We start from the raw sequence: 12,622 nt of genomic DNA, 5'->3' as shown, positions 1-12,622 counted from the left end.
CCCCCCCCCCCCCCCCCCCCCCCCCCCCCCCCCCCCCCCCCCCCCCCCCCCCCCCCCCCCCCCCCCCCCCCCCCCCCCCCCCCCCCCCCCCCACGTCCGGGGGTCAGGACAGGGTGGGAACGATCTCGCGGACCTTGGCCGCGATCTCGGTCGGGAGCGGGGCGTAGCCGGCCTCGCTCAGGACCTTCTGGCCCTCGTCGCTGACGGTGTAGTTGAGGAACGCCTTGACGCTGGGCAGGGTCTCGGCCTTGTTGCCCTTGTCGCAGGCGATCTCGTACGTCACCAGGATGATCGGGTAGGCACCCTCGGCCTTGGTGGCGTAGTCCAGCTCCAGGGCCAGGTCGTTGCCGGTGCCCTTGACCTTGGCGGCGGCGATGGCCTTGGAGGCGTTCTCGGTGGTGGCCTCGACCGGGGCGCCGGCGCCGGTGTCGACCTTGACCGTGGTCAGGTTGCTCGCGGTCGCGTAGGAGAGCTCGAAGTAGCCGATGGCTCCTTCGGTGTCCTTGACGCTGGACGCGACGCCGGAGGAGCCGCTGGCGGCCTGGCCGCCCTTGGCCTCCCACGACTTCGAGCTGTCGTCGTAGTTCCACTCGGCCGGGGCCGCGGCCTTGAGGTACTTGTTCAGGTTCTGTGTCGTGCCGGACTCGTCCGAGCGGTGGAACGCCTGGATCGCGGTGCTCGGCAGCTCGGCGTCGGGGTTGAGGTCGGCGATCGCCTTGTCGTCCCACTTCTTGATCTTCGAGTCGAAGATCTTGGCGAGGGTCTGGGCGTCCAGGACGAGGCTGTCGACACCCGGCACGTTGAAGCCGATGGCGACGGGGCCGCCGACCATCGGGAGGTTGATGCCCTTGCCGCCCTCGCAGATCTTCTCGGAGGCGGCGACCTCCTCGGGCTTCAGGGCGGAGTCGGAGCCCGCGAAGGCGACCTGGCCCTGCGTGAACTTGGTGATGCCACCGCCGGAACCGATCGGCTGGTAGTTGATCTCGACGCCCGAGCACGCCTGCTGGAAGTTCTTGACCCAGAGGTCCATCGCGTTCTTCTGGGCACTCGATCCCGCGGCGAGGACCTGTCCCTTGGCGTCGTCACACTTGATGTTCGAGGCGGCGGCGGCGGTCTTGTCGCCGGAGCCGGTGCTCTCCGTGTTGTCGTCCGAGCCGCACGCCGTGAGAACCAGGGCGCCGGAGACGGCGAGAGCACCGAGCGCGGTGGCGCGCAGCCGGTTCTTGCGCTGAAGCTTCACTTCGGGTGTTCCTTCCAGAAGCCGCCTGTGTGCGTATGGGCACTTCTACGGCGGCGTGCGTCGAGGTGGTGGGCCCGGCGGTGTGCCGGTCACCGTGTAAGGCCGAAATTAGGCAGATCAGGTGAAGTGGCTGACGGGTGGGAGTGAACGGGAGGTGAACCGTGACGGACAGCCTGGTGCGGCTCCGGCCGTGATCGGCGCCCGACACGGCGTGCCCGCCGAGAAAGTGCGCCCGATGGCTTCGGGGCCGGCGAACCGGACATAACTCCTCGGTCCGCGTCTGTTGACGGAGCCCGAGCCGTGGCCGCTGCCCCTCTGATCGTGCGCGGACGGTCGGCGGGATCACATCCGGCTTCCAACTCCTCACCATGGGCGACCGGCTGGGCGCGACCTCACACTCGGAGGACCCGGCGCCGAGGCTCCGCAACCGACGGGGGTGGGCGGCGGGGCCGGCTCCGGTGATGAGCGTCGGCCGAGTGGAGGAGGGAACGTGATGGGGGTTGTGCGAGAGGGAGCACGGGGCGGCGGGTGGATCGTCGCCGGGATCGTCGGGGTGGCGGTTCTGGGGGTGATCGGCACGTTCGTCCTCGGGGGCGCGGGCTGGGTCACCGCGCCGTTCCGGGGGGCCGCCGAGGAGCGGGAGAACACCGTCGGGTCCGGGGCGTTCCGGCAGTCGACGTACCAGGAGTTCTTCGATCTGTGCGAGGCCGCGCAGAACGCCGAGGGCACGATCGGGGCGCTCAAGGAGGAGCGCGCGTCCGCCTCGGAGGCCCGGAAGGCCCAGATCGACCAGTCCGTCATGGCGCTGACGGCGTCGCGGACCGAGTCCGTCAACGACTACAACGCGAAGGCCGCCCAGGAGCACCGCGCGCCCTTCCGGGACCGGGATCTGCCGTACCGCCTGGACGCCGATGACGCAGGCACCGTCTGCGCCGGATGACCACCGTCCCGCGAAAGGGGGCAGCACAGCATGAGGAAGATCATCCGTACCGCCGTGGCGGCCGTGGCCGCGCTCACCCTGGGGGCGGGGCTGACCGCCTGCGACGACGACTCCAGCCAGAGCAAGGAGACCGAGGCCAAGCAGCGCAACTACGACCGGCTCGTGGCGAACCAGCCCGCCGGGAGGATGGAGTACTCGCCGACCCGCGAGGCCATCAACCGGTGGGTGAAGACCTGGGGCAAGCGGGGCAAGCTGAGCTACGTCTACATCCAGAACGCCAAGGGCGAGTACGGCTACTTCGTCATGAAGGGGCTGCCCGTCGCCCGCTGCGAGATGCTCACGCCGACGGAGCGGGTCGACTCCTCGTCGACCGGCAAGGTGGTCGTGGCGCTGCCGGGGATGGACGGCGTGTACTCGGCGGGCTCGATGTGCAACGCCTACTACGGCTTCGACGCCACGACCGGCGCGTACATCGAGTTCACGGTCGGGACGAACCAGTCGTTCTTCCTGTTCGACAAGCCCATGACGATGCCCGAGTACGCCAGTGCCGAGCAGCTCGGCCCGACCTCCGTGGACCAGGTCGAGAACTGACCGCGCGGGGCGCCGCTCACGCCTCCGGCGCGCTCCTCGCGGGCAGCGAGTCCAGCAGCGCGTCGATCAGGAGGCGGTCGTGGGGCTGGGTGAGACGGGTGCGGGCCGTGGGCGGGGGCAGCCACAGGACGCGGTCCACCTCGTCGTTCGGCGTGAAGGCGCCGTCCGTCGCCTCGGCCGCCCAGTAGACGACCTCCTTGGGGCGGCCGTTGGCCAGATAGCTGACCGTGCCGAGCCGCGCGCCGGGGGAGCAGTGGTGACCCGTCTCCTCCAGGACCTCGCGCAGCGCCCCCGCGAGGGCGTCCTCGGCGCGCTTCAGCTTGCCCTTCGGGTGGGACCAGTCGTCGTACTTCGGCCGGTGGACCAGGCAGATCTCCGTGCCGTCGGCCGAGTGGGGCGACTTCCGCCACAGCACGCAGCCCGCCGCGAGGACCGTTCCCGCCCTCGCCGCACCGGTACGGCCCGGGTCCCTCCCGGTCATGGCGCGGGCACCGCCGTCCGCTGCCAGACGCGCTGGAACTCGTAGCGCGCCGCCTCCACTTCGAGGCGCTGGTCCGCGTGCAGCACGCCGAGGGCGTACGCCGTCGCCGGGGCGATCCGTGGTGTGCGGGCCGCGTTCGCCGCGGCCGCCGCCGCCTCCGCCGCGTCCCGGTGGCGGTCCAGGGCGCGGCCCGCCTCGGCGAGCACCGGGTCGGGGGATTCGGCGCCCTGCCGGACCTCCTGGGCGTAGCGGTGCAGTCTGAGCAGCAGCCGCACCTGGTGCCACGGGGCGTCCTGGGCCTCGCCGTCGGAGGGGGTGGCCAGCCCGTTGACCAGGGATTCCGCGTTGTACGGGTGCGCCGCGCGCGTCAGCGGCAGCGCGGAGACCGCGTCGAGCAGTCTGCGTTCGGCCGCGCTCCGGGGCGCCGCCAGGATCTCGGCGGCGGGCGCGCCCGCGACCGGTGCCAGTGGTACCTCGGAGGCCAGTACGGCGACGGCGTCGGCCACCGCGTGGAAGCGGGACGAGCCGAGTGCCTGGAGCGCCGCCGAGTGCGACCGCGTACGCGCGAGCGTCAACTGCCGCTCCAGCAGCGCCCCGGCGCGCGACGCCCCGACGGTCAGCGCGCCCGGGGTCGCCGCCGGTGCCTCGCCGCCGCGGGCGGCCGGCACCGGCCCGGACCCCGGTCCCGACAGCCGCGCCAGGGCCGACACCAGCCGGTGCAGCCGCGCCGTGCACGCGTACTCCTGGGCGAGTGTGCCCGACAGCCAGCCCAGTTCCGTACGGAGCTGGTCCGCCCACGCCGGGTCCAGCAGCACCCGGAACGTGTGCAGCGTGCCCCCGATCCGCCGCGCGGAGCAGCGCAGCGCCGACGCGGCCTCCCCGGCCGCCGCGGTGTCCGAGCCGCTCTCCCCGTACAGCCGCAGACTGCGCAGGAAGTCCCCGCAGCGGGCGTTCAGATACCCGGCGAGCACCTGCCCCGCGGTCGCCTCGAAGGCGTCGTCGGGGTGGGCGGGACGGTCGGCACGGTCGGGATGTGCCGTACCGACCGAGCCGGCGGTCTCTGCTTCATGGTGCTGCACGCCGGCGCCTCCGGGCGTCAATGAGCATTTCCTGTACGTGCCTGAGCGGCTGACCGTCCGCGTCGACGGAGTGCCGGGTCCAGTTGCCGTCGCCGCCCAGGTGCCAGGACGCGGTGGTGTCCGCCATGCCGGTCTCCAGCAGTCTGCTGATGGACGCGCGGTGCGCCGGGTCGGTGACCCGTACCAGGGCCTCGATACGACGGTCGAGGTTGCGGTGCATCATGTCGGCGCTGCCGAACCACACCTCGGGCTCGCCGCCGTTGCCGAAGGCGAAGATCCGCGAGTGTTCGAGGAAGCGCCCGAGGACCGAGCGCACCCGGATGTTCTCCGACAGGCCGTGCACGCCGGGGCGTACGGCGCAGATGCCCCGCACCCAGATGTCCACCGGTACGCCCGCCTGCGCCGCGCGGTAGCACGCGTCGATGACCGCTTCGTCGACCATCGAGTTGACCTTGATGCGTACATAGGCCGGGCGGCCCGAACGGTGGTGCGCCGCTTCCTTGTTTATGCGGGTGATCAGCCCGTCGCGCAGCGACTTGGGCGCGACCAGCAGCCGGCGGTACGTCTCGCGCCGTGAGTATCCCGACAGCCGGTTGAAGAGATCGGAGAGGTCCGCCCCGACGTGCGGGTCGGCGGTGAGCAGGCCCAGGTCCTCGTAGAGCCGTGCCGTCTTCGGGTGGTAGTTGCCGGTGCCGACGTGGCTGTAGCGGCGCAGGGTCTCGCCCTCCTGCCGGACCACGAGCGAGAGCTTGCAGTGCGTCTTGAGCCCGACCAGCCCGTACACGACGTGGCAGCCGGCCTCTTCGAGCTTGCGCGCCCACTTGATGTTGGCCTGCTCGTCGAAGCGCGCCTTGATCTCGACGAGGACCAGGACCTGCTTGCCCGACTCGGCGGCGTCGATCAGCGCGTCGACTATCGGGGAGTCGCCGGAGGTCCGGTACAGGGTCTGCTTGATCGCCAGGACGTCCGGGTCGCCCGCGGCCTGCTCCAGGAACGCCTGGACGGAGGTGGAGAACGAGTCGTACGGGTGGTGCAGCAGCACGTCGCGCTCCCGCAGCGCCGCGAAGATGTCCGGCGCGGACGCCGACTCCACCTCCGCGAGGTCGCGGTGCGTGCCCGCGATGAACTTGGGGAACTTCAGCTCCGGCCGGTCGAGCGCGGCTATGCCGAACAGACCCGTCAGATCCAGCGGACCGGGCAGCGGATAGACCTCGGCGTCGGAGACCTTCAGCTCACGGACCAGCAGGTCGAGTACGTACGGGTCGATCGACTCCTCGACCTCAAGCCGTACCGGCGGGCCGAAGCGGCGCCGCATGAGCTCCTTCTCCAGCGCCTTGAGGAGGTTCTCCGCGTCGTCCTCCTCCACCTCCAGGTCCTCGTTGCGGGTGACCCGGAACATGTGGTGCGCCAGGACCTCCATCCCGGGGAACAGCTCCTCCAGGTGCGCCGCGATGACGTCCTCCAGGGGCACGTACCGCTGCGGGGACGCCTCCAGGAAGCGCGTCAGCAGGGGCGGCACCTTGACGCGGGCGAAGTGCCGGTGGCCGCTGACGGGGTTGCGGACGACGACCGCGAGGTTGAGGGAGAGGCCCGAGATGTACGGGAAGGGGTGTGCGGGGTCCACGGCCAGCGGCGTCAGGACGGGGAAGATCTGCTGCCGGAACAGGGTGAACAGGCGTGCCTGCTCCTTCTCCGTGAGGTCGCCCCAGCGGATGAGGTGGATGCCCTCGTCGGCGAGCGCGGGGGAGACGTCCTGCTGGAAGCAGGCGGCGTGCCGCGCCATGATCTCCCGCGACCGGGTCCAGATCAGGTCGAGCACCTCGCGGGGCTGGAGCCCTGAGGCCGATCGGGTGGCGACGCCGGTCGCTATCCGGCGCTTCAGGCCGGCGACGCGGACCATGAAGAACTCGTCCAGGTTGGACGCGAAGATGGCGAGGAAATTCGCCCGTTCGAGTAGCGGCGTGGCCGGGTCCTCGGCCAGTTCCAGCACGCGTTCGTTGAAGGCGAGCCAGCTTCGTTCGCGGTCGAGGAAGCGGCCCTGGGGCAGCTGGTCGCCGTCCGCGTCGCCGTCCTGGTCGTACGCGTCGAGGTCGGCGTCGAGGTCGGGCTCCAGGTCGGAGACCGCGGCGGCGACCGTGTGCGGCCGGTGTGCGGCGATGGAACCGACGGACGGCTGCGGGTGGACCGGGCTCTCGGCAGGCTGCTGGCTCATACCTCCATTGTTCCGCGCGGAAGGCATGACGGGCGCGTCGGAGCCGGCGGGGGCGAGACGGAACCTGCCGTTCGGCGTGGGGGGCACAGCGGGCTGCATTCCGCGAGGGTCGCAACCCCGTCTGAATGACCGGTAACGGCGACATGACGTGCAGGGAAGCGGGGCGGGGCTCCACGGGGTCGGGCGCGGGGCGCGACAAGGGCGGGAGCACGGTTGTGCGAGATGAACGTACAGGTGAACGGACGGGGTCGGGGTGGCGGGCAGGGGCAGACGGGGGGCGGCCGGGGTCCCGTCCGCCCCCCTGTGGCGGACGGGACCCTGTGCGTGTACCCGCGGTCAGCCGTGCCGCCGCCCCAGAACCTTGAACGCGGCGCATACGCACGCGGCGGCCAACGCGAGGACGATGCCGGTCTCGACGAGCTGGAGGGGCCAGAAGTGCGAGGCGGGGTGGTACTCGTAGAAGTGCGCGACGGACGAGGCGGTGGTGGCCGGGTCGCACGGCGACCCCGGGAACCCCGTGTCCAGGCACTGCTCGTAGGTCATCCGGCGGCCGTCGGCGAGGACGACGCCTTCTCGTACGACCCAGGGGTCGGACGACGCCGTGAAGGGGCTCGCCCCCGCGCCCCCCTCTGTCTCGACGACCGGCCACAGGGCGGGCCGCGCCCGGGCGAGAAGCAGCGAGACTCCCCCCGTGACGGCCAGGCCGACGGCCATCGCCGGGAGCGTACGGCGCAGGACCACGGCCGCGAGCGCGCCGACGGCGACCGCCAGCAGGACGTAACCGACGACGGTCACCCCCAGGGCGGGGTAGACCTCGTCATCGCTCCAGGACCGGGCCATGGACAGGAACGCGTCCTCCTGGCTGCGGGCCCTGCTCCAGCGGAGGGTGACGGCCAGGAGAACGGCGCCCGCCGTGGCGATCACGGCGGTGCCGGCGATGCGGACGGCGAGCCAGCGGGCGGGCGACACCGACTGGGTCCAGGCCAGCCGGTACCGGCCCGATTCCAGTTCACGGGCGATCAGCGGACCCGCGGTGAACGCCACGACGAGCAGGGGCAGCAGCACGGCGGCGCCCCCGACGTAGCTCTCCGCCCAGCGGAACCAGCCGGCGGCCGTCGTGCCGTTGAGACACCCCTTGCCGCAGCTCACCACGGCGCCGGCCGAGCCGAGCCAGACCCGGGCCGCGACCACGCAGCCGACGGTGAGCACCGTGAGGAGCAGCGCCGCCCACAGCGCGGTGCGGTGCTGCCGTACCGCGACCCAGGCCGGGCCGCGTGGTGTCAGCGCGCTCATGCCGTCACCGCCGCTTCCCGCTCGCCGTGCCGTGATTCGGCGCTCGGGGTGAGCAGTACGGGTGCGCCCGGGGAGCGCAGATGGGCGAGCAACAGTTCCTCCAGGGAAGGTTCCGCGGTCTGCCAGTTGTCACCGACCGGTCCGTCGGGACGGATCAGGGCGGTGAGCCCGCGGCCGGTGGTGCGGGTGTCCACGACCGTGTGCGGGGCCAGTTCGCGTACGGGGCCGGTGATCAGCCGGTGTGCGGTGAGCAGGTCCTCGGTCTCGCCGCCGAGCCGGACCCGGCCGTCGTCGAGGAGCAGCAGGTAGTCGCAGGTGCCCTCCAGCTCGGTGAGGATGTGCGACGAGATCACGACGGTGGTGCCGTGGGTGGCGGCCTCGGCCATGAGCGTGCCCATGAGCTGGTGGCGGGCGAGCGGGTCGAGGTCGGCCATCGGCTCGTCCAGCAGCATGAGTTCGGGCCGCTTGCCGAGTGCGAGCGCGAGGGCGACCCGGGTGCGCTGGCCGCCGGAGAGCGTACGGACGCGTACGCCGGGGTCGAGCCGTCCCTCGGTGACGATCCGCTCGGCGGCGTCGGCGTCCCACCGGCCCGGGTTGAGTTCGCGCCCCATGCGCAGGGTGTCGCGGATCGTCAACTGGCCGTAGAGGGGCTTGTCCTGGGCGACGTACGCGATCCGGTCGCGGGCGCCGGCCGGGCGCCGGCCGAGGACGCGTACGCCGCCCTCGGTGGCCGGGAGCAGTCCGGCGGCCAGGGCGAGCAGGGTGGACTTGCCGGCGCCGTTGGGCCCGACGAGGGCGCAGATACGGCCGGCGGGCACCCGGATGGAACACTCGCGCAGGGCCCAGCCGCGTCGTTTCCCGTAGCGCTTGCCGAGGCCGGCCGCCTCGATCGCCGCGGCTGTCATGGGTGTTCCCCCTTGGTCGTGGTGGTGCCGGAATCGGTGCGGGTGGTGCCGGTGGTGGTGCCGGTGCCCGTGGTGGTGCCGGTGGCCGGCGCCGTGAAGCGGTCCGCGAGTTCCGCGAGGACGGAGTCGAAGAGTGCGGACAGGTCGTCCTTCTCCAGCCCTCCGGTGCGGGCCCGTTCCACCCAGCTGGTGAGTTCGGCGCGGAGTTCGGCCCGCAGCGGGCCCTCGGCGGCGCCACCGCCGAGGGTGCCGCGTACGAAGGTCCCCAGCCCGCGGCGCCCTTCGGCCAGGCCCTCGCGTTCCAGTTCGCGGTAGGCCTTGAGGACGGTGTTGGGATTGATGGCCGTGGCCTCCACGACCTCGCGTGCCGTGGGCAGTCGGTCGCCGGGCTCCAGCAGGCCGAGGCGGAGGGCCTGTTTGGTCTGCTGGACGATCTGGAGGTAAGTGGCGACACCGCTGCGCCGGTCGATGCGGTATTCGATCACCCACAAGCACCCTTTCACTAGGGAAGTAGTGAAAGCATGTAAGGAAGAAGGGGCGGTGTCAACTTCACCGCCCCTCGGGGTGCTTGGCCGCCTCCGGGAGCTAGGACTCCGTGCGGTACATGAGGTCCACCTCGTGGGTCACGAAGCCGAGGCGCTCGTAGACCGTCACGGCGGCCGTGTTGTCCGCGTCGACGTAGAGCATCGCGGTCGGCAGGCCCAGCGACGCCAGGTGCCGCAGCCCGATGGCGGTGAGCGCCTTGCCGAGCCCGCCGCCCTGTGCGTCGGGGCTGATGCCGACGACGTACACCTCACCGAGCTGTTCGGCGGCGTGCACCTTGGTCCAGTGGAAGCCCACGAGCCGGCCGTCCCGCTCGGCCAGGAAGAAGCCCTTCGGGTCGAACCACGGCTCGGCCACGCGGTCGTCGAGATCGCGCTGTGTGAGGCCGCCCTGCTCGGGGTGGTGCGCGAAGGCGGCGGCGTTGACGGCGAGCCAGGCGGCGTCGTCCTGGCCGGGTACGAAGGTGCGGACGGTGACGCCGTCGGGCAGGACCGGCTCGGGGATGTCCAGCGGCTCCAGCGGGCGCCGCAGCTGCCGCAGTTCACGGAACATGCTCAGTCCGAGCACCTGCGCCAGATGGCGGGCGGCGGACTTGCCGCCGTGCGCCCACACCCGCAGCCGCTTCCCGGACGCGGCGAGCAACGCGGCCCCCAGCGCCCGCCCGTGCCCGCGCCCCCGGTGCGACGGGTGCACGACCAGCTCGGCCGCCGGCGCCTCGACGGGATCGGTGTCCTCCAGCTGGGCGTACCCCAGCAACTCCCCGCCGACGGTCAGCAGAAAATGCCGCACCCCGGCCCTCGGCCCCCCGCGCAACTGCAACCGCCCCTGCTCGGACACCGCTTGCACACCGTCGGAACGGGCCGCGTCGTCGAGCAGCGCGAGCACGTCCCGCGCCCGCTCGGGGGTGATCTCGTCGAGGGTCTCGATCTGCCGGCCCGGGTCGAGGGCTCCCGTATCAGTCATGCGTCGAGGGTACGGCGCACCCGGCGTTCGCCCGGATTCCGGCTTCCGCATTCCGCAGTTACGAGCGGCCGTCGTCCGCCTCGGGATGGAGGACCTTGTCCGCGATCCTCGACGGCGGCGGACTGTGCCGGGAATGTCACGTCGAAGTTGTTGGCCGCGGCTCCCCGGGCGAGGTGCGGCCCTGCCGGGGTACGACGGCCGTCTCGGCCGCGATCTCGCTTTCCATGGCGTACGCACTTCCGGTGTTCGCGTGTGCGGTGACGTTCCTGCGGTGATATGTCCGCCGTACGGGTGATACGCGAAGTCCACCCCTTGACGGATATTGGCAACCAGGTCGTAACCAGAACACCCCTGTTGCTCTACGCGCGTGGACTCTAGGCTGCCGCTCGCAGCTGTTCCTCCTCACACGGAACTTACAAGCGGAAGCAACAAGGGGACCGATGTCAGCGACACCGCAGAAGAATCGCGCGGCCCGGCGGGTGCTCGGGGCCGTAGCCGGACTTGCCACACTGGGCGCACTCGCCGCCGCCGCGCCCGCCGCCGCCGGGGCGCAGGGTCAGGGTCACGGGCACGGGCACCCCAAGCCCCGCACCGTCGATGTCCAGCTGCTGTCCTTCAACGACCTGCACGGGAACCTGGAGCCGCCGGCCGGGTCCGCGGGCAATGTGAACGAGATCCAGGCCGACGGCACCGTCAAGGCCGTCCCCGCCGGTGGTGTCGAGTACCTCGCCTCCTCGCTGCGCACCGCGCGCAAGGGCAACCCGTACTCCATCACCGCCGCGGCCGGCGACATGGTCGGCGCCAGCCCGCTGCTGTCCGGGCTGTTCCACGACGAGCCCACCATCGAGGCGCTCAACAAGATCGACCTCGACGTCTCGGCCGTGGGCAACCACGAGTTCGACGAGGGCTCCGCCGAGCTGACCCGCCTCCAGAAGGGCGGCTGTCACCCGACGGAGGGCTGTTTCGAGAAGGGCAAGAAGTTCAAGGGCGCCGACTTCCCCTACCTGGCGGCCAACGCCACGTACGAGAAGACCGGGAAGCCGGTCCTCAAGCCCTACACCGTCTGGAAGAAGAAGGGCGTCAAGGTCGGCTTCATCGGCGTGACCCTGGAGGGCACCCCGGACATCGTCACCGCCGAGGGCGTCAAGGGCCTGAAGTTCCACGACGAGATCGAGACCGTCAACAAGTACGCCAAGGAGCTGGACCGCCAGGGCGTCAAGTCGATCGTCGCGCTCATCCACGAGGGCGGGGCCCCGGCCTCCACCTCGTACAACTACGACTGCGACAGCCCCGGCCCCGGTGACGGCATCTCGGGCCCGGTCGTCGAGATCGCCAAGGGCATCACGCCCAAGGTCGACGCGCTGGTCACCGGCCACACGCACCAGGCGTACGCGTGCACCGTCCCCGACCCGGCCGGCAACGACCGCATGGTGACCTCGGCCTCGTCGTTCGGCAAGCTCTACACGGACACCACGCTCACCTACGACCTGCGGACCAAGGACATCGTCCGTACGAGCGTGAAGTCGGCGAACCACGTCGTCAGCCGTGACCAGCCCAAGGCCCAGGACATGACGGACCTGATCGCCCGCTGGAACAAGACCGCCGCGCCGATCGCGGGCGCCCCGCAGGGCTTCATCTCCGCCGACATCAACGGCCGCGGCTCCACCGAGCCGGAGAAGCCGCTCGGCAACGTCATCGCCGACGCGCAGCTCGCGGGTCTGGCCCCGGCCGACAAGGGCGGCGCGCAGATCGCGTTCATGAACCCGGGCGGTATCCGCGCCGACCTCGTGTACGCGGCGTCGGGCAGCGAGGGCGACGGTGTCGTGACGTACGGCGAGGCGTTCACCGTGCAGCCGTTCACCAACATGATGAACGTCGTCGACCTCACCGGCGCCCAGGTCGTCACCGCGCTCCAGCAGCAGGTCAGCGGTGCGAACGAGGCGTCCCCGAAGATCCTCCAGGTCTCGAAGGGCTTCACCTACACCCTGGACATGACGAAGACGGGCGCCGCCCGGATCGTCACGGACTCGGTGAAGCTGGACGGTGCGGCGCTGGACCCGGCCAAGACGTACCGCGTCGCGATGAACGAGTTCCTCGGCGGCGGCGGCGACGGCTTCCCGGCCCTCGGCCAGGGCACGAACAAGCTGGTCGGCGCGTCCGACCTGGACCTGTTCAACGCCTACCTGGCGGCGAACTCCACGGCGACCGCGCCGCTGGCGCCGCCGGCCACCGACCGGATCACGGTCATCAACTAGTCACCGCCACTGCCTGACGGAGGGGGGGGGGGGGGGGGGGGGGGGGGGGGGGGGGGGAGGGGGCGGGGGGGGGGGGGGGGGGGGGGAGGGGGGGGGGGGGGGGGGGGGGGGGGGGCGGTA

Annotated in this window: 11 protein-coding genes; 3 read left to right on the top strand and 8 right to left on the bottom strand. The window is 71.7% G+C overall.

Features of this window, described 5'->3' with window-relative positions:
- Positions 1-103 precede the first annotated feature (103 nt).
- On the bottom strand, positions 104-1,240 hold the full coding sequence (gene pstS, locus ACZ61E_RS19290; protein ID WP_469700878.1) for a phosphate ABC transporter substrate-binding protein PstS: 1,137 nt from the start codon (positions 1,238-1,240) through the stop codon (positions 104-106).
- 493 nt (positions 1,241-1,733) lie between these two features.
- Here pstS and ACZ61E_RS19285 point away from each other — a divergent pair, with 493 nt between their 5' ends.
- On the top strand, positions 1,734-2,180 hold the full coding sequence (locus ACZ61E_RS19285; protein WP_469700877.1) for a hypothetical protein: 447 nt from the start codon (positions 1,734-1,736) through the stop codon (positions 2,178-2,180).
- Between the two features lie 30 nt (positions 2,181-2,210).
- Entirely contained in the window at positions 2,211-2,771 is a 561-nt protein-coding gene (locus ACZ61E_RS19280; RefSeq protein ID WP_469700875.1) for a hypothetical protein, read from the top strand.
- A gap of 16 nt (positions 2,772-2,787) precedes the next feature.
- On the opposite strand, the gene ACZ61E_RS19275 is transcribed toward ACZ61E_RS19280, so the two are convergent.
- The 7 genes from ACZ61E_RS19275 to mshD all read right to left on the bottom strand — a co-directional run bounded on the left by ACZ61E_RS19275 (position 2,788) and on the right by mshD (position 10,247).
- Positions 2,788-3,252 (bottom strand): NUDIX hydrolase, encoded by a 465-nt coding sequence (locus ACZ61E_RS19275; RefSeq protein ID WP_469700873.1) that lies wholly within the window; start codon positions 3,250-3,252, stop codon positions 2,788-2,790.
- Positions 3,249-4,352 carry a CHAD domain-containing protein gene (locus tag ACZ61E_RS19270; protein WP_469700871.1) on the bottom strand — a complete coding sequence of 368 codons (1,104 nt, stop codon included), beginning with the start codon at positions 4,350-4,352 and terminating at the stop codon, positions 3,249-3,251. The genes ACZ61E_RS19275 and ACZ61E_RS19270 overlap by 4 nt, the downstream gene beginning before the upstream one ends.
- A complete protein-coding gene (locus tag ACZ61E_RS19265; RefSeq protein ID WP_469700870.1) occupies positions 4,318-6,543 on the bottom strand; it encodes an RNA degradosome polyphosphate kinase in 2,226 nt (741 codons plus the stop codon). The genes ACZ61E_RS19270 and ACZ61E_RS19265 overlap by 35 nt, the downstream gene beginning before the upstream one ends.
- 336 nt (positions 6,544-6,879) lie before the next feature.
- Positions 6,880-7,836: an ABC transporter permease gene (locus ACZ61E_RS19260; protein WP_469700869.1), complete on the bottom strand. Its 957-nt coding sequence runs from the start codon at positions 7,834-7,836 to the stop codon at positions 6,880-6,882.
- The gene (locus ACZ61E_RS19255) at positions 7,833-8,741 is read right to left on the bottom strand and encodes an ABC transporter ATP-binding protein (protein ID WP_469700867.1); all 909 of its coding nucleotides are present in this window, start codon (positions 8,739-8,741) and stop codon (positions 7,833-7,835) included. The genes ACZ61E_RS19260 and ACZ61E_RS19255 overlap by 4 nt, the downstream gene beginning before the upstream one ends.
- On the bottom strand, positions 8,738-9,226 hold the full coding sequence (locus tag ACZ61E_RS19250; RefSeq protein ID WP_469700866.1) for a GntR family transcriptional regulator: 489 nt from the start codon (positions 9,224-9,226) through the stop codon (positions 8,738-8,740). The genes ACZ61E_RS19255 and ACZ61E_RS19250 overlap by 4 nt, the downstream gene beginning before the upstream one ends.
- Positions 9,227-9,326: 100 nt before the next feature.
- Positions 9,327-10,247, bottom strand: coding sequence for a mycothiol synthase (mshD, locus tag ACZ61E_RS19245; protein WP_469700864.1), 921 nt, complete (start codon positions 10,245-10,247; stop codon positions 9,327-9,329).
- A 440-nt stretch (positions 10,248-10,687) separates the two neighbouring features.
- Between mshD and ACZ61E_RS19240 the strand changes: the two genes are divergently transcribed.
- Positions 10,688-12,502, top strand: a complete 1,815-nt coding sequence (locus ACZ61E_RS19240; RefSeq protein WP_469700863.1) for a bifunctional metallophosphatase/5'-nucleotidase — start codon at positions 10,688-10,690, stop codon at positions 12,500-12,502.
- Positions 12,503-12,622 lie beyond the last annotated feature (120 nt).

The sequence above is a fragment of the Streptomyces sp. NPDC104581 genome (genome assembly GCF_055583685.1).
Note: the sequence above shows the minus strand (reverse complement) of the source record. Positions and strands in the feature narration are given on the sequence as shown.